General features: G+C 33.0%; 14 protein-coding genes, 5 tRNA genes and 1 pseudogene. 19 read left to right on the forward strand and 1 reads right to left on the reverse strand.

Features of this window, described 5'->3' with window-relative positions:
* Positions 1–64 precede the first annotated feature (64 nt).
* The 18 genes from rpsU (at position 65) to PG913_RS03105 (ending at position 15,250) form a co-directional block, all read left to right on the forward strand.
* Positions 65–262 (forward strand): 30S ribosomal protein S21, encoded by a 198-nt coding sequence (gene rpsU / locus PG913_RS03020; RefSeq protein WP_271231569.1) that lies wholly within the window; start codon positions 65–67, stop codon positions 260–262.
* A gap of 89 nt (positions 263–351) precedes the next feature.
* Positions 352–1,239, forward strand: coding sequence for a tyrosine-type recombinase/integrase (locus tag PG913_RS03025; RefSeq protein WP_271231570.1), 888 nt, complete (start codon positions 352–354; stop codon positions 1,237–1,239).
* A gap of 14 nt (positions 1,240–1,253) precedes the next feature.
* Positions 1,254–1,559, forward strand: coding sequence for a ribosome hibernation-promoting factor, HPF/YfiA family (gene hpf, locus PG913_RS03030; protein ID WP_271231571.1), 306 nt, complete (start codon positions 1,254–1,256; stop codon positions 1,557–1,559).
* A 105-nt stretch (positions 1,560–1,664) separates the two neighbouring features.
* Positions 1,665–1,738 (forward strand) — tRNA-Thr (locus PG913_RS03035).
* 40 nt (positions 1,739–1,778) lie between these two features.
* Positions 1,779–1,861: transfer RNA gene (locus PG913_RS03040), tRNA-Tyr, on the forward strand.
* Positions 1,862–1,933: 72 nt separating this feature from the next.
* Positions 1,934–2,006: transfer RNA gene (locus PG913_RS03045), tRNA-Gly, on the forward strand.
* A 14-nt stretch (positions 2,007–2,020) separates the two neighbouring features.
* Positions 2,021–2,093 (forward strand) — tRNA-Thr (locus tag PG913_RS03050).
* Positions 2,094–2,167: 74 nt separating this feature from the next.
* Positions 2,168–3,358 (forward strand): elongation factor Tu, encoded by a 1,191-nt coding sequence (tuf, locus tag PG913_RS03055; RefSeq protein ID WP_271232118.1) that lies wholly within the window; start codon positions 2,168–2,170, stop codon positions 3,356–3,358.
* A gap of 67 nt (positions 3,359–3,425) precedes the next feature.
* Positions 3,426–3,497: transfer RNA gene (locus PG913_RS03060), tRNA-Trp, on the forward strand.
* Positions 3,498–3,550: 53 nt separating this feature from the next.
* Complete coding sequence (secE, locus tag PG913_RS03065) at positions 3,551–3,742, forward strand: preprotein translocase subunit SecE (protein WP_271231572.1); 192 nt, start codon at positions 3,551–3,553, stop codon at positions 3,740–3,742.
* Positions 3,743–3,744: 2 nt separating this feature from the next.
* Positions 3,745–4,293, forward strand: a complete 549-nt coding sequence (gene nusG / locus PG913_RS03070; protein WP_271231573.1) for a transcription termination/antitermination protein NusG — start codon at positions 3,745–3,747, stop codon at positions 4,291–4,293.
* A gap of 68 nt (positions 4,294–4,361) precedes the next feature.
* Positions 4,362–4,799 (forward strand): 50S ribosomal protein L11, encoded by a 438-nt coding sequence (gene rplK, locus PG913_RS03075; RefSeq protein ID WP_271231574.1) that lies wholly within the window; start codon positions 4,362–4,364, stop codon positions 4,797–4,799.
* Between the two features lie 20 nt (positions 4,800–4,819).
* Positions 4,820–5,509 carry a 50S ribosomal protein L1 gene (rplA, locus tag PG913_RS03080; protein ID WP_271231575.1) on the forward strand — a complete coding sequence of 230 codons (690 nt, stop codon included), beginning with the start codon at positions 4,820–4,822 and terminating at the stop codon, positions 5,507–5,509.
* An 18-nt stretch (positions 5,510–5,527) separates the two neighbouring features.
* On the forward strand, positions 5,528–6,043 hold the full coding sequence (gene rplJ / locus PG913_RS03085; RefSeq protein WP_271231576.1) for a 50S ribosomal protein L10: 516 nt from the start codon (positions 5,528–5,530) through the stop codon (positions 6,041–6,043).
* 46 nt (positions 6,044–6,089) lie between these two features.
* On the forward strand, positions 6,090–6,461 hold the full coding sequence (rplL, locus tag PG913_RS03090) for a 50S ribosomal protein L7/L12 (RefSeq protein ID WP_271231577.1): 372 nt from the start codon (positions 6,090–6,092) through the stop codon (positions 6,459–6,461).
* 231 nt (positions 6,462–6,692) lie between these two features.
* The gene (rpoB, locus tag PG913_RS03095) at positions 6,693–10,505 is read left to right on the forward strand and encodes a DNA-directed RNA polymerase subunit beta (protein ID WP_271231578.1); all 3,813 of its coding nucleotides are present in this window, start codon (positions 6,693–6,695) and stop codon (positions 10,503–10,505) included.
* 107 nt (positions 10,506–10,612) lie between these two features.
* A complete protein-coding gene (gene rpoC / locus PG913_RS03100; RefSeq protein WP_271232119.1) occupies positions 10,613–14,884 on the forward strand; it encodes a DNA-directed RNA polymerase subunit beta' in 4,272 nt (1,423 codons plus the stop codon).
* A gap of 57 nt (positions 14,885–14,941) precedes the next feature.
* Positions 14,942–15,250: a DUF3467 domain-containing protein gene (locus PG913_RS03105; protein WP_271231579.1), complete on the forward strand. Its 309-nt coding sequence runs from the start codon at positions 14,942–14,944 to the stop codon at positions 15,248–15,250.
* A gap of 58 nt (positions 15,251–15,308) precedes the next feature.
* Here PG913_RS03105 and PG913_RS03110 read toward each other — a convergent pair whose 3' ends face one another.
* On the reverse strand, positions 15,309–15,995 hold the full coding sequence (locus PG913_RS03110) for a Crp/Fnr family transcriptional regulator (protein ID WP_271231580.1): 687 nt from the start codon (positions 15,993–15,995) through the stop codon (positions 15,309–15,311).
* A gap of 103 nt (positions 15,996–16,098) precedes the next feature.
* On the opposite strand from PG913_RS03110, the pseudogene PG913_RS03115 reads away from it, so the two are divergent.
* Positions 16,099–18,470: pseudogene (locus tag PG913_RS03115) on the forward strand (heavy metal translocating P-type ATPase).
* Positions 18,471–18,474 lie beyond the last annotated feature (4 nt).

Genomic DNA, 18,474 nt, shown 5'->3' on the forward strand with positions numbered 1-18,474 from the left:
CTCAGTACATTTGCAGTCCTAAAAATAAAAATTTAGAGACTACAATGAAAGGAGGTGCTAATATATGTTAATTATTCCAATTAAAGAAGGAGAGAATATCGATAGAGCGTTAAAACGTTACAAGCGAAAGTTTAGAGATGTAAAAATTTTAAGACAATTGCGTGATAAAAAACAGTTCAATAAACCGTCTGTTGTTAAACGTGCTCAACTTAAGAAAGCCTCTTACGTTCAAGGATTAAGAACTAAAGAAGAAGTAAGCTAGAAATAACTTACTAATCACATAAAACCTGTATTGATTAATTTCAATGCAGGTTTTTTTGTACCTTTATTTTTCATAAATACATATGATAAATGTTGATAACCGCTTTTTTAACATATTTAGAACACGAGAAAAATTATTCTAAAAATACAATTAACGCTTACCGTATAGATTTAACAGCATTCAAAGATTTTTGTATCACAGAATTTGATCAAGAAGAATTAACAACAATTCATTATAATCAAATAAGAAGTTGGATAGTTTCACTTGTTAATCAGAATATATCTAATAGAAGTGTAAATAGAAAAATAAGTTCTTTAAAAACTTTTTATAATTTTCTTCAAAAAATAGAAGAAATTGAACTGAACCCATTAGCAAAACATAAAGCCTTAAAAGTACAGCAGAAAATACAAACCCCTTTTGATACAAACGAAGTACAAGAGGTAATTGCTATTTTAAGTGAAGATACCGATTTTGAATCCGTAAGAAATAAACTAATTGTAGAATTGCTTTATTCAACAGGAATGAGAAGAATAGAATTAATTAATATCAAAGAAAAAGATATTGATTTTAGTAAAAAAGTAATAAAGGTGCTAGGTAAAAGAAATAAAGAACGTTATATAATGTTGCTATCAACAGTGTTGGAAACCTTAAATAAGTACTTGATTTTAAAAAGAAGCTATGAGTTAGAAAAAGAGGAAGCGCTTCTAATAACTGAAAAAGGGGTTAAAATTTATGAAAAACTTGTGTATCGAATAATAAATATGTACTTTAGTAGGGTGTCAACCAAAGCAAAGAAAAGCCCACATATATTAAGGCATGCTTTTGCGACACATTTACTAAATAACGGTGCGTCGTTAAATTCGGTTAAAGAATTACTAGGGCATTCAAGTTTAGCCTCTACCCAAGTATATACGCATAATAGCTTGGAGCAGATAAAAAAAGTGTATAACAAGGCTCATCCTAGAGAGTTAAATTAAAGATTGGAAAAATTATGAAAGTATTCACACAGTCAGTAAACTTTACAGCAGATAAAAGCTTGATTGATTACATTGAAAAGAAAATTGAAGGTTTAGAAAAGTTCCATGATAAAATAGTTGATGTAGAAGTTTATTTAAAAGTACAGAAAACTAGTGAAAAGGAAAATAAAATCACTGAGATCAAAATAAATATTCCAGGAGACGAATTGATGGTCAAGAAACAAACAAAAACCTTTGAAGAAGGTGTAAACATTGCTATTGACTCTTTAAAAAGAAGCTTAAAGAAGTCAAAAGAAAAGCAGCGAACTGTTTTAGTTTAATAAAAAAATTAAAAGTTTTTGAAGAAAAGCTTTAGAATATAGAAATTACTTCATATATTTGCAATCCGTTAGAAATAGCGGATTGTTTTTTATTGACAATTAAAAGCCGATGTAGCTCAGCTGGCTAGAGCAGCTGATTTGTAATCAGCAGGTCGTGGGTTCGAGTCCCTCCATTGGCTCAATAAAAAGATAAAGTTCATTAATATAATAAAATACCAAGGGGAGATACCAAAGCGGCCAACTGGGACGGACTGTAACTCCGTTGTCTTACGACTTCGCAGGTTCGAATCCTGCTCTCCCCACTTTTTTAAAATTTAATCAGTCAGTATGTTGAATTTCAACTTTTAATTCTTGACTGAAGGTTTTGGAAATGTGCGAAAGTAGCTCAGTTGGTAGAGCGTCAGCCTTCCAAGCTGAATGTCGCCAGTTCGAACCTGGTCTTTCGCTCTGAAATTGTCCACGCCGGTGTAGCTCAGTTGGTAGAGCGCATCCTTGGTAGGGATGAGGTCATCGGTTCAAATCCGATCATTGGCTCTTTTTTTAGGGTTTTTTTGAAAAAGGATTTTAAAGTAATACTAAATATATTTAACTAAAGAATTAAAATTAATATCACGGCAAAAGAAACTTACGATCGTTCGAAGCCCCACTTAAACGTTGGTACTATTGGTCACGTAGATCACGGTAAAACTACATTAACTGCTGCTATCACAAAAGTATTAGCTGATGCAGGATTCTCTGAAGCTAGAGATTTTGATCAAATCGATAACGCACCAGAAGAAAAAGAAAGAGGTATTACAATTAACTCTTCTCACGTTGAATATGCAACTCAGAACCGTCACTACGCGCACGTAGACTGTCCAGGTCACGCGGATTACGTAAAGAACATGGTAACTGGTGCTGCTCAAATGGATGGAGCTATTTTAGTAGTAGCTGCAACTGATGGTCCTATGCCACAAACACGTGAGCATATTTTATTAGGTCGTCAAGTAGGTATTCCTCGTATGGTTGTTTTCTTGAATAAAGTTGACATGGTTGATGATGAGGAGTTACTTGAGTTAGTGGAAATGGAAGTAAGGGAGTTATTATCTTTCTATGAGTATGATGGAGATAATGGTCCTGTGGTTTCAGGTTCGGCTTTAGGAGCTTTAAATGGTGAGGAGAAATGGGTTAATACTGTTTTAGAATTAATGGCTGCTGTTGATGCTTGGATTGAAGAGCCTTTAAGAGAAACTGAAAAGGATTTCTTAATGCCAATTGAAGATGTATTCTCTATTACTGGTCGTGGTACTGTTGCAACTGGTCGTATTGAAACAGGAATCATCAATTCTGGAGATCCTGTTGAGATTATAGGTATGGGTACTGAGAAGTTAACTTCTACAGTTACTGGTATTGAAATGTTCCGTCAAATCTTAGATAGAGGTGAGGCTGGAGATAATGCAGGTATCTTATTAAGAGGTATTGCTAAAGAAGATATTAAAAGAGGAATGGTTATTGTTAAGCCAGGATCTGTAACTCCACATGCTAAGTTTAAGGCTGAGGTGTATGTATTGAAAAAAGAAGAAGGTGGACGTCACACTCCATTCCATAATAACTATCGCCCTCAGTTTTACGTGCGTACTACTGATGTGACAGGAAATATTGTTTTACCTGAAGGAGTTGAAATGGTTATGCCTGGTGATAACTTAACTATTACTGTTGATTTAATTCAACCAATTGCATTAAACTTAGGTTTGCAGTTTGCTATCCGTGAAGGAGGTAGAACAGTAGGTGCAGGTCAGGTTACTGAAATTTTAGACTAATTTATTAGTTTATAAATAATATAAAAAAAGGAGTCTCTTAAATGAGAGACTCCTTTTAAAATAAAATACGGGCGTAGTTCAGCGGTAGAGCACTGGTCTCCAAAACCAGGTGTCGGGAGTTCGAATCTCTCCGTCCGTGCATAATAAAGCGAGTTATAATGATAAATTATAGCTCGCTAAAAGAATAACAACGTGAATAACTTTATAGAGTACATCAAGGGTTCTTTTGAAGAATTGAATACAAATATGACATGGTCTTCTCGTGAAGAAGCCCAAAAGTCTACTGTTGTAGTTGCGGCATTTACGATTGTTTTTGCTTTACTTGTAGCAGGAATAGATAGAGTTTTTCAAACAGGATTAGATAATTTCTTTAAAATGTTTTAATAATGGCTGACTCAGTAATGAAGTGGTATGTGGTAAGAGCAGTTGGTGGTCAAGAAAATAAGGTTAAAGCCTACATCGAGACAGAAATTGCTCGTTTTGGTTTGTCTGATTTTGTAAGTAAAGTTATCGTTCCTACAGAAAAAGTTATTCAAGTAAGAAACGGAAAGAAAGTTAACAGAGAAAGAGTTTATTTTCCAGGTTATGTAATGGTAGAGGCTAATTTAGCAGGAGAAGTACCTCACGTGATAAAATCAGTAACAGGCGTTATTGGTTTTTTAGGTGAAACAAAAGGTGGTGAACCAGTACCTATGCGTAAATCTGAAGTGAACAGGATGTTAGGAAAAGTTGATGAACTTTCTGTAAAAGATGAAAATATTGCAATTCCTTTTAACACTGGTGAAACAGTAAAAGTAATTGATGGTCCTTTTAATGGTTTTGACGGTACTGTCGAAAAAGTTAATGAGGAGAAGCGTAAGTTAGAAGTAATGGTTAAGATTTTTGGAAGAAAAACACCATTAGAGTTAAACTATATGCAAGTAGAGAAAATATAATTGTTACACCTATATTTTGATGTGTTTGAAGCTTCCATTTTAAGCATATCGTTTTTAAATCTTAAACAATGGCAAAAGAAATAAGTAAATTAGTTAAACTACAAGTTAGGGGAGGTGCTGCGAATCCGTCGCCACCAGTTGGACCCGCTTTAGGTGCTGCCGGTGTTAATATCATGGAGTTCTGTAAGCAGTTTAATGCTCGTACACAGGACAAGCAAGGTAAAGTTTTACCTGTTGTGATTACTGTTTATAAAGACAAATCTTTCGAGTTTGTTGTAAAAACACCACCAGCTGCAGTACAATTGTTAGAAGCGGCCAAAATTAAGAAGGGTTCGGGAGAACCAAATAGGAAAAAAGTAGCAAGTGTTTCTTGGGATCAGATTCGATTAATTGCAGAAGACAAAATGGTAGATATGAATGCCTTTAAAGTTGAATCAGCAATGAAAATGATAGCCGGAACCGCTCGTTCTATGGGATTAACAGTAACAGGTAATGCACCTGCTTAAACTTTAAAAGATATTTAGAAATGGCAATTACTAGAAAGCAAAAAGAAGCTCGTTCTAAGGTAGATAGCTCTAAAGTTTACAGCTTACAAGATGCATCAGCCTTAGTTAAGGAAATTACAACTGTAAAATTTGACGCATCAGTTGATTTAGCAGTACGTTTAGGAGTTGATCCTCGTAAAGCAAATCAAATGGTACGTGGTGTTGTAACATTACCTCACGGAACAGGAAAAGACGTAAAAGTATTAGCATTAGTTACTCCAGATAAAGAAGCAGAAGCTATTGCAGCTGGTGCTGATTATGTTGGACTAGATGAATACCTTCAGAAAATTAAAGGTGGTTGGACTGATGTTGATGTGATTATAACTATGCCTAGTGTTATGGGTAAGTTAGGTCCTTTAGGTCGTGTATTAGGACCAAGAGGTTTAATGCCTAACCCAAAGACAGGTACAGTAACTATGAACGTTGCAAAAGCAGTACAAGAAGTTAAAGCTGGTAAAATTGACTTTAAAGTTGATAAAACTGGTATTGTACATGCTGCTATCGGAAAAGTATCTTTTGATGCTCAGAAGATTCAGGAAAATGCAAATGAGTTATTACAAACGTTAGTTAAATTAAAGCCAACAGCGGCTAAAGGAGATTATATAAAGAGTATATTTATGTCTTCAACTATGAGTCCTAGTATTGCTGTAGATGAAAAATCTATATCATAGGCACTTAAACTTTTAATTATGACAAGAGAAGACAAATTACAAGTAATACAAGATTTAACAGCAAGATTAGCAGATACAGGTACCATCTATTTAGCAGATATTTCTGGTTTAGATGCCGTTACTACTTCAAACTTAAGAAGAGCTTGTTTTAAAGCGAACGTAGAATTAGCTGTTGTTAAAAACTCATTGCTTTCAAAAGCAATGGAAGCTTCTGATAAAGATTTCGGAGATTTACCAGATGTTTTAAAAGGAAATACTTCAATGATGATTTCAGAGGTGTCTAACGCCCCTGCAAAAGTTATTAAAGAGTTCAGAAAAAAATCAGAGAAGCCTTTATTAAAAGGTGCTTTTGTTGAAGAGTCTGTTTATGTTGGAGATGACCAATTAGACGCACTAGTTAACATTAAATCTAGAGAAGAACTTATTGGAGATATTATCTCATTATTACAATCGCCTGCTAAGAATGTTGTTTCAGCATTACAATCAGGAGGTAATAAATTATCTGGTATATTAAAGACATTATCAGAGAAATAACACGCGCACGAATAAACTAAATAATAAAATTCAAAACACAATTAAAATGGCAGATTTAAAAGATTTCGCAGAACAATTAGTTAACTTAACAGTAAAAGAAGTTAATGAATTAGCTGATATTTTAAAAGATGAGTATGGTATTGAGCCAGCAGCAGCAGCAGTAGCAGTAGCAGGTCCAGCAGCAGGAGGAGATGCAGCAGATGAGCAAACTGAATTTGATGTTATCTTAAAAGCAGCAGGTGGTTCTAAATTAGCTGTAGTAAAGTTAGTTAAAGAATTAACTGGATTAGGTTTAAAAGAAGCTAAAGCAATCGTTGATAGCGCACCAGCACCAGTAAAAGAAGGAGTAACTAAAGATGAGGCAGAAGGTCTTTTAAAATCTTTAGAAGAAGCAGGAGCTGAAGCAGAGATTAAGTAATTTATAGCCCCGGTTTAACTGGGTAAAACAATTAAGGTTTAGGTACTAGAAACATACGTTTCTAGTCCTAAACCATTTTGTGTATATATTCGTTCTTTATTTGTTACAATTGAATTTGTAATAGTACGACTGTAAAGAGCTGATTTTGAATCAGCAAAGCAATTAAAATTGCATTATTGAAACAAGAAAGTTTCAAAAAATAATATTTTTAATTTAAAAATAGCATCTCTTTTGGCAACGATAAACACTACTGAAAGAATTAACTTCGCATCATCGCAATTAGGAACCGACTATCCAGATTTTCTTGATATCCAGGTGAAATCTTTCCAAGATTTTTTCCAATTGCAAACTAAAGCTGATGAGCGAGGTGAAGAAGGTTTGTATAAAACCTTCATGGATAACTTTCCGATTACAGACACCCGTAATCAATTTGTATTAGAATTTTTAGACTACTTTGTAGATCCACCAAGATATAGCATCCAAGAATGTATTGAAAGAGGGCTAACACATAGTGTTCCTTTAAAAGCAAGATTAAAGCTTTACTGTACAGATCCTGAACACGAAGATTTTGAAACTATTGTTCAAGATGTGTATTTAGGAACTATTCCTTATATGACAAATTCTGGAACCTTCATTATTAATGGAGCAGAAAGAGTTGTTGTATCTCAATTACACCGTTCACCAGGTGTGTTTTTTGGACAATCTTTCCATGCAAATGGAACTAAGTTGTATTCTGCAAGGGTAATTCCTTTTAAAGGATCTTGGATAGAATTTGCAACAGATATCAATCAAGTAATGTATGCTTATATTGATAGAAAGAAAAAACTACCAGTAACTACGTTATTCAGAGCCATTGGTTTTGAAAGAGATAAAGATATATTAGAAATTTTTGATTTAGCAGAAGAAATTAAAGTTTCTAAAGCTGGATTAAAAAAAGTATTAGGACGTAAATTAGCTGCTAGAGTTTTAAAAACTTGGCATGAAGATTTCGTTGATGAAGATACTGGTGAAGTTGTATCTATTGAACGTAACGAAATTATTTTCGACCGTGATACCATTATAGAAAAAGATCATATTGATGAAATAATCGATGCAGGTGCTAAAACTATCTTATTACATAAGGTAGATAACGACATGGCCGATTATGCCATCATTCACAATACACTGCAGAAAGATCCTACGAATTCTGAAAAAGAAGCAGTAGAACACGTCTACAGACAATTACGTAATGCTGAGCCGCCAGATGAGGAGACAGCAAGAGGGATAATTGAAAAATTATTTTTCTCTGAGCAACGTTATAGTTTAGGTGAAGTTGGGCGTTTTAGAATGAACACCAAGTTACAGTTAAATGAGCCGATTGATCAGAAGGTATTAACTAAGAATGACATTATTACCATTATCAAATACTTAATTGAGTTAATTAACTCAAAAGCAGAAGTAGATGATATTGATCACTTATCTAACCGTCGTGTAAGAACTGTTGGTGAACAATTAGCAGGTCAGTTTGGTGTAGGTTTAGCTCGTATGGCTCGTACTATTCGTGAAAGAATGAATGTACGTGATAACGAGGTATTTACTCCTATTGATTTAATTAATGCAAAGACTTTGTCTTCTGTTATTAATTCGTTTTTTGGAACTAACCAGTTATCTCAATTTATGGATCAAACCAATCCATTAGCTGAGATTACGCACAAACGTCGTTTATCAGCACTAGGACCTGGAGGTTTATCTAGAGAAAGAGCAGGGTTCGAGGTTCGTGATGTTCACTATACACACTACGGACGTTTATGTCCAATTGAAACTCCTGAGGGACCGAATATTGGATTAATTTCATCTTTAGCAGTATTTGCAAAGGTTAACAGTTTAGGTTTTATCGAAACACCTTATAAAAAGGTTATCGAAGGAAACGTAGATGTAAACCAAGAGCATATATATTTAAGTGCTGAAGAAGAAGAAGGAATGAAGTTTGCACAATCTAATTTAGAGGTAAGTGCAGCTGGAGATTTTGTTGGAGATAAATTAATTTCAAGAGAAGGGGGAGATTTCCCTGTGGTAACACCTACTGAAATTGATTATATGGATGTTGCACCTAACCAGATTGCATCTATATCAGCATCATTAATTCCTTTCTTAGAGCATGATGATGCCAATAGAGCCTTAATGGGATCGAACATGATGCGTCAAGCAGTTCCATTATTGCGTCCAGAATCACCGATTGTAGGTACAGGATTAGAGCGTAGAGTTGCAAAAGATTCTCGTATTTTAATCAATGCTGAAGGACCTGGAGTTATTGAGTATGTTGATGCGAATAAAATCAGAATTAAGTATGATAGATCAGACGAAGAGCGTTTAGTAAGCTTTGAATCAGATGATATTTCATATAACTTAATTAAGTTTAGAAAAACAAATCAAGGTACTAACATTAACTTAAAGCCAATTGTAAAAGTTGGAGATAGAGTTGAAGAAGGTCAAGTACTTTGTGAAGGATATGCAACACAAAAAGGAGAATTAGCTTTAGGAAGAAATATGAAAGTAGCCTTTATGCCTTGGAAAGGGTATAACTTTGAGGATGCGATTGTAATTTCAGAAAAAGTTGTTCGTGAAGATATCTTTACTTCTATTCATATTGACGAATATTCATTAGATGTTCGTGATACGAAATTAGGAGCTGAAGAATTAACAAACGATATTCCTAACGTTTCAGAAGAGGCTACTAAAGACTTAGATGAAAACGGAATGATTCGTATTGGAGCAGAGGTGAACCCTGGTGATATCTTAATTGGTAAAATTACACCAAAAGGAGAATCTGATCCAACTCCTGAAGAAAAATTATTACGTGCTATTTTTGGTGATAAAGCAGGTGATGTAAAAGATGCATCATTAAAAGCTTCTCCATCATTAAGAGGTGTGGTAATTAATAAAAAATTATTTCAACGTGCTGTAAAAGATAAAACAAAACGTGCTCGTGATAAAGAAGCTATTGCTACTTTAGAAGCATCTTATGTTCATAGGTTTGAAGATTTAAAAGATTTATTAATTGAAAAATTATTTAATCTTATTACAGGAAAAACTTCTCAAGGAGTATTTAATGATTTAGGAGAGGAAGTATTACCAAAAGGTAAAAAATTCACTCAAAAAATGTTAAATTCTGTAGGTGATTTTACGCACTTACACGGAACTTGGACTACAGACAAAGACTTAAATAGATTAGTTGTTGAATTAGTTCACAATTATAAAATTAAAGTTAACGATTTACAAGGTTCTTTACGTCGTGAGAAATTCACAATTTCTGTAGGAGATGAATTACCAGCAGGAATCTTAAAACTTGCAAAAATTTATGTTGCTAAAAAACGTAAATTAAAAGTAGGAGATAAGATGGCAGGACGTCACGGAAATAAAGGTATTGTTGCTCGTATTGTTAGAGCCGAAGATATGCCTTTCTTAGCAGACGGAACACCAGTAGATATTGTACTTAACCCATTAGGGGTGCCATCTCGTATGAATATTGGTCAGATTTATGAAACTGTTCTTGGATGGGCAGGTCAAAAATTAGATCAAAAGTATGCTACACCAATTTTTGATGGAGCAAACATCGACCAGATAAACGCCTTAACTGATCAAGCAGGAATTCCACGTTACGGACATACATATTTATATGATGGAGGTACTGGTAAACGTTTCGATCAGCCAGCAACGGTAGGTATCATTTATATGATTAAGTTAGGTCACATGATTGAAGATAAAATGCATGCGCGTTCTATTGGACCTTACTCATTAATTACTCAGCAACCACTTGGAGGTAAAGCTCAATTTGGAGGTCAGCGTTTTGGAGAGATGGAAGTTTGGGCACTTGAAGCATATGGTGCATCAAGTATATTAAGAGAAATCTTAACCGTTAAATCTGATGATGTATTAGGTAGAGCCAAAACTTACGAGGCAATCGTAAAAGGTGAAACTATGCCAGAACCAGGTTTACCAGAATCATTTAATGTATTAATGCACGAACTGAAAGGTTTAGGATTAGATGTTAAATTAGAGGAATAACAAACAGTGAAATATCATTAGGTAATCGTCTTGATTACCTAATGATAAATCATTTTAAATATACGTCTCATTTAGAGGCAATTTTTAATTCGAATCCATTACTTATTATGGCAAGAAAGAACGAAAAATACACTGTTAAAAAGTTTAACAAAATTTCAATTGGTTTAGCATCACCTGAGTCTATTTTAGAGGCGTCAAGAGGTGAGGTTTTAAAGCCAGAAACTATTAATTACCGTACACATAAACCAGAAAGAGATGGTTTATTTTGTGAGCGTATATTTGGTCCTATAAAGGATTATGAGTGTGCGTGTGGTAAATACAAAAGAATCCGTTATAAAGGAATCATTTGTGATCGATGTGGAGTTGAAGTTACTGAGAAAAAAGTACGTAGAGACAGAGTAGGTCACATTAATTTAGTAGTACCAGTAGCACACATTTGGTATTTTAGATCATTGCCTAACAAAATGGGATACCTTTTAGGTTTACCATCTAAAAAGTTAGACATGATTATTTACTACGAGCGTTATGTAGTAATTCAACCAGGTGATGCTAAAACTGCTGAAGGAGAGTCATTGAATAAAATGGACTTCTTAACAGAAGAAGAGTATTTAGATATCTTAGATACACTTCCACAAGAAAACATGTATTTAGATGATACAGATCCTACTAAGTTTATTGCTAAAATGGGAGCTGAATGTTTAATCGATTTATTAGAAAGAATTGATTTAGATTCTTTATCATTTGAATTACGTCATAAAGCAAATACTGAAACTTCTAAGCAACGTAAAAACGAAGCATTAAAGCGTTTAAATGTTGTAGAAGCTTTTAGAGATTCTCAGAAAAATAGAGAAAATAATCCTGAGTGGATGATTATGAAGGCTGTACCAGTTATACCGCCAGAATTACGTCCTTTAGTGCCATTAGATGGTGGTCGTTTTGCTACTTCAGATTTAAATGATTTATATCGTCGTGTAATTATCCGTAATAATCGTTTAAAACGATTAATGGAAATTAAAGCACCTGAGGTTATTTTACGTAATGAAAAACGTATGTTACAAGAATCAGTAGATTCTTTATTTGATAACACACGTAAATCATCAGCAGTAAAAACAGAATCTAACAGACCATTAAAATCTTTATCTGATAGTTTAAAAGGGAAACAAGGTCGTTTCCGTCAAAACTTATTAGGTAAGCGTGTTGATTATTCTGCACGTTCGGTAATTGTTGTTGGACCAGAATTAAAGTTATCAGAATGTGGATTGCCAAAAGATATGGCAGCAGAATTATACAAGCCTTTTGTTATTCGTAAATTAATAGAAAGAGGTATTGTTAAAACTGTAAAATCTGCAAAGAAAATTATAGATAGAAAAGAGCCAGTTGTTTGGGATATCTTAGAAAATGTAATTAAAGGGCATCCAGTTTTATTAAACCGTGCACCTACATTACACCGTTTAGGTATTCAATCTTTTCAACCAAAATTAATTGAAGGAAAAGCGATTCGTTTACATCCATTAGCATGTTCGGCATTTAATGCGGATTTTGATGGAGATCAAATGGCTGTTCACTTACCATTAGGACCTGAAGCTATTTTAGAAGCTCAGATTTTAATGTTAGGTTCTCACAATATTTTAAACCCTGCAAATGGAGCACCAGTAACGGTACCATCTCAGGATATGGTATTGGGTCTGTATTATATGACCAAAGAAAGAAAATCTACACCTGAAGTGATTATTAAAGGTGAAGGATTAACTTTTTATTCTCCAGAAGAGGTAATTATCGCCTTAAATGAAGAGAGAGTAGACTTAAACGCAGGTATAAAAGTTCGTACAGCAGATGTTGTAGATGGTGAGCACGTAACTAGAATTGTAGCAACTACGGTTGGTAGAGTTTTATTTAATGAAAAGGTACCAAAAGAGGCTGGATATATTAATGAGGTTTTAACTAAAAAATCATTAAGAGGTATTATTGGTGATATTTTAAAAGTAACTAATATTCCTGCGGTAGGAAATTTCTTAGATGAAATTAAAAATATGGGATATAAATACGCCTTTGAAGGTGGTTTATCTTTCTCATTAGGAGATATTATTATTCCTGAAGAAAAGGAAGGAATGATTGCTGAAGCTAATAAAGAGGTTGATGTAATTGTATCTAACTATAACATGGGAATGTTAACAAATAAAGAGCGTTATAATCAGGTAATTGATATTTGGGGGTCTGCAAATAACAGATTAACAGAGTTATCTATGAAACGTTTACGTGAAGACCAACAAGGGTTTAACTCGGTATTCATGATGCTTGATTCTGGTGCAAGGGGTTCTAAAGAACAGATTCGTCAGTTAACTGGTATGCGTGGATTAATGGCAAAACCTAAAAAATCGACTGCTGGTGGTGGAGAAATTATTGAGAACCCGATTCTTTCTAACTTTAAGGAAGGATTGTCAATTCTTGAATACTTTATCTCAACTCACGGTGCTCGTAAAGGTTTAGCGGATACGGCATTAAAAACAGCCGATGCAGGTTACTTAACTCGTCGTTTAGTAGATGTATCTCAGGATGTTATTGTAAACGAAGTTGATTGTGGTACTTTAAGAGGGTTAGATGTTGCTCCATTAAAGAAAAATGATGAAATCGTTGAATCTTTAAGTGATAGAATTACGGGTCGTACTTCTTTACAAGATGTATATGCTCTTAACAGTGATGAGATTATTGTTGGTGCAGGAGAATTAATTACTTCAAAATTAGCGGATACAATTCAAGCTGCTGGTATTGATAAAGTAGAAGTTCGTTCAGCATTAACTTGTGAATCTGAAAGAGGTATTTGTGAAAAATGTTACGGACAATCTTTATCAACAGGTAAAAAAGTTCAAAGAGGTGAAGCAGTTGGTGTAATTGCAGCACAATCTATTGGAGAGCCTGGTACACAGTTAACATTACGTACTTTCCACGTTGGAGGGGTAGCAGGAAACATTTCTGAAGAGAATAAGTTAATTGCTAAATACGAAGGTAAAGTTAAAATTGAAGATTTACGTACTGTAAATGGTAAAGATAAAGAAGGAAATGAAATAGAAATAGTTATTTCACGTACTGCCGAAATCAAAATCATTGACAAAAAGACGGATATAGTATTAAGTACTAACATTATTCCTTACGGATCTATTATCTTTAATAAAGATATGAAATCTATCAAAAAAGGAGATGCAGTATGTCAGTGGGATCCATTTAACGGGGTTATCGTATCTGAATTTGGAGGTAGAGTTAAGTTTGACAACTTAGAACAAGGTATTAATTACTCTGTTGAAGTTGATGAGCAAACTGGTTTCCAAGAGAAGGTAATGATTGACTCTAAGAATAAAAAAATCATTGCTTCATTAATTATTGAAGATGCTGATGGTAATGCTTTACGTTCGTATAGTTTACCAGTAGGTGCTCACTTAATGGTTAGTGATGGTGATAAAGTTCAAACAGGTCATACTTTAGTGAAAATTCCACGTAAGTCTGGTAAAGCAGGCGATATTACAGGAGGTTTACCACGTGTAACAGAATTATTTGAAGCACGTAACCCATCGAATCCAGCAGTAATTGCTCAGATTGATGGTGTAGTATCTTTCGGTAAAATTAAGCGAGGTAATCGTGAAATTATTATTGAATCTAAAACTGGTGATATTACTAAATATTTAGTAAAATTATCTAACCAAATTTTAGTTCAAGAGAACGATTTTATTAAAGCAGGTATGCCTTTATCTGATGGAGCAACTACTCCAATAGATATTTTAAATATTCAAGGACCTTCAGCGGTACAACAATATTTAGTAAACGAAATTCAAGAAGTATATCGTTTACAGGGTGTAAAAATTAATGACAAGCATTTCGAAGTTGTAGTACGTCAAATGATGCGTAAAGTTAGAATTATTGATTCAGGAGATACATTACTTCTAGAGAATCAGTTAATTCATAAGAATGACTTTATCAAAGATAACGATGCTATATATGGAATGAAAGTTGTTGAAGATGCAGGAGATTCTGAGAACTTAAAACCAGGACAAATTGTTTCAGCTCGTCAATTAAGAGATGAAAATTCTATTTTACGTAGAGCAGATAAAAATTTAGTAGCCGCTCGTGAAGCACAACCAGCAACAGCTGAACAAATTTTACAAGGTATTACTAGAGCTTCGTTACAAACGAAATCATTTATATCAGCAGCGTCGTTCCAGGAAACTACTAAAGTATTAAATGAAGCCGCAGTAAACGGTAAAATTGATACATTAGAAGGATTAAAAGAAAATGTAATTGTTGGTAAACGTATACCAGCAGGTACAGGAATGAGATCTTACGATAAGCAAATTGTAGGGCCTAGAGAAGAAATGGAGAAAAATTTATAATTTTTAATACAAAGGCCTCTAAATTTTTTTAGAGGCCTTTTTTTTAATATTTATATTATGGAAGAGAATAAAGATCCACAATTAAATATAGAATTAGATCAAGATATTGCTGAAGGTACTTATAGTAATTTAGCAATTATTAATCATTCTGTATCAGAATTTATAGTTGATTTTATAAACATTATGCCTGGTGTACCAAAGGCTAAAGTGAAATCAAGAATTATTTTAACACCACAACATGCTAAAAGACTAGCAAAGGCTTTAGTTGAAAATGTTCAAAAATTTGAGCAAGCAAATGGTGAAATAAAAGATTATGAGCAAGTGCCAATTCCAATGAATTTTGGAGGAACAACAGGTGAAGCTTAAAAAACAAAAAACGTCTATTATAGACGTTTTTTTTGTTTTTATATTTAATGAAAGTAAATTAAAATCCTGTTGCAATATCGCTTAAAGCTTGCTTATCAAGAATAAAAACTTCTTTACCTTTTAAATTTATTATTTTTTTCTTTTTAAATTCAGAAAGCAATCGAATTGCCGATTCTGTTGCAGTACCTATAATATTTGCAATATCTTCACGAGATAATAATATATCTAAAGCCCCATTTTCGTTTTTAGAAAACTTACTATCAAGCCCCAACAATGTAGCTGCTAAACGTTGTTTTACCGTTTTTTGAGCCATATCAACAATAACATTATCTGCTGTTTTAAGTGACGATGCCATACTTTTAAGAACATCCATAGTAAATTTTGGATTTGTTTCTAAATCTCTAACAATTTCATCTTTAGGGATAAAACAAATTTCCATATCATTTACGGCTATTGCTTTTAAGTTTGAGGCTTCATCATTAATTAAACTACGTTCACCTAACAAATCACCTTTTCTTACAAGGTTTACAATTTGATCTCGTCCGTTATCACTCATTTTTGAGACTTTACAAATACCATCTTTAATACAAAAAACGCCATTTATATGTTCTCCTTCTTCAAATAAAACATCTCCTTTTTTTATAATTTTAGATGTTTTACAACCTGCAATCCGAACCAATTCATCTTTTGTGAGTGATTTTAAAGAATTAAGTTTACGGATAACGCATTGTTCACATTTGCTCATAATAGTGTTTGGTTAGGCTAGTTCAAAGATAATAAAAAGCTGATATATATCATGTTTTAATTCAGCTTCTTATAAGACCTTTGCACTAGGCAAACGAGTAAATATGGAAAACGCAAAATGTTTTCATTGTGGTAACGAATGTGATACCAAAATCATCACTATTAAAGAGAAATCTTTTTGTTGTAATGGTTGTAAGACGGTTTTTGAAATTTTTTCAGAAAATGATTTAACCTGTTACTATGATTTTCAAAACAATCCTGGAGCAATTCCAGAAGAAATTCAAGGAAAATATGATTTCCTTGACAATAAAGAAATTACCGATAAACTACTAGAGTTTAACGATGGTAATTTGCATGTTGTTAATTTATATATACCTCACATACATTGCAGTTCCTGTATTTGGGTGTTAGAAAACTTGCATAAATTACAACGGAATATCAGTTCATCACAAGTTGATTTTCCTAAAAAGACAGTTCGAATTACTTACAATACCGATATTATTTCGCTAAAAGAAATTGTATTATTATTGAGTTCTATTGGATACGAACCATATATCAGCTTAGAAGATTACGAAGTTGGCAAAAAAAAGTTGACCGAAGTTTAATTTATAAATTAGGAATTGCAGGTTTTTCTTTCGGAAATGTGATGTTTTTATCTTTTCCAGAATATTTTGAAGTAACTGGTTTTTGGTTAGAACAATATAAAGGAATATTCCGTTGGTTGATGTTTATTTTCTCATTACCCGTAGTTTTTTATGCTGGGCAAGATTATTTTATATCCGCATATAAAGGATTACGCTCTAAAATTTTAAATATTGATATTCCTATTGCTTTAGGAATTGCTGTTTTATTTATCCGAAGTTCTGCTGAAATTATTTTTGATATCGGAACTGGTTTTTTTGATAGTTTAACGGGCTTAGTTTTCTTTTTATTATTAGGGAAATTTTTTCAACAGAAAACATATAATTTCTTGTCTTTTGAACGTGATTATAAATCCTATTTTCCTATTGCGGTAACTCGAGTTTCATCCGAAGGAAAAGAAGAAAATGTGCAAATTTATGATGTTGAAAAAGGTGATAGATTATTAATTAGAAATCAAGAATTAATTCCTGTTGATGGAATTTTAATCAACGGAAATGCAAAAATTGATTACAGTTTTGTTACAGGTGAAGCAGTTCCTGTAGCTAAAAAATCGGGCGATAAATTATTTGCAGGAGGAAAGCAATTATCAGGAGTTATAGAAATGGAGGTTTTAAGTTCGGTTTCGCAAAGTTATTTAACACAATTGTGGAGTAATGATGTATTTAAGAAAGATAAAAACTCATCATTTAAAACATTAACTGATAGAATCAGTCAGAATTTTACAGTTACCGTTTTAATAATCGCTTTTGTTGCTACCGCATTTTGGCTGTATTATGATGCTAGGAAAGCTTTAAATGTATTTACCGCTGTCTTAATTATTGCCTGTCCGTGTGCGATTGCTTTAGCTGCTCCGTTTACTTTAGGAAATATGCTTCGGATTTTTGGGAAGAAGAAATTCTACTTAAAAAATGCCACTGTTGTAGAACAATTGGCGGGAATTGATAGTGTTATTTTTGATAAAACAGGAACACTTACAACAAGTAAAGAAAATCAAATTGATTATAAAGGAAATGAATTATCATCTGAAGAAAAATCAATATTAAAAAGTGCTTTACGAGCTTCAAATCATCCGTTAAGTAGAATGTTATATGGTTTTTTATCATCAGAAATGTTACCTGTTGATAGCTTTAAAGAATACACAGGAAAAGGAATTCAAGCTACTTATAAAAACAGAGTTATAAAAATTGGTTCGTCATCTTTTGTAAATAATACTGATGAAAAAATTAACTTAGATACTTCTGTTCATATTAGTTTTAATGGAATTTATAAAGGTAAATATGTTTTTAAAAATGCGTACAGAAATGGTGTAAAAGAGTTGTTTTCTGAATTAGAAGAAAATTACAATTTAGCCGTAGTTTCTGGTGATAATGAAGGAGAAAAGAAATTTTTAGAAGATTTATTACCTAAAAACACGTCGTTTTTATTTAATCAAAAGCCAGAAGATAAATTAAATTACGTTGAAAATTTACAAAATAAAGGACAAAGCGTAATGATGATTGGTGATGGTTTAAATGATGCGGGAGCTTTGGCACAAAGTAATGTTGGAATTTCATTATCGGAAAATATTAATGTGTTTTCACCTGCTTGTGATGCTATTTTAGATGCTTCAAAATTTAATGAAATTTCAGGATACATAAAAACATCAAAAAAAGCAATCAAAATAATTAAGTATAGTTTTATACTATCGTTATGTTATAATTTAATCGGATTATATTTTGCAACAACAGGACAATTAAAACCTGTAATTGCAGCAATATTGATGCCTTTAAGTTCTATTAGCATTGTTTTATTTACAACGATTGCAACAAATTTATTAGGAAAAAAAATAAAATAATTTA

The sequence above is a fragment of the Tenacibaculum pacificus genome, assembly GCF_027941775.1.
Classification (GTDB): Bacteria; Bacteroidota; Bacteroidia; order Flavobacteriales; family Flavobacteriaceae; genus Polaribacter; species Polaribacter pacificus_A.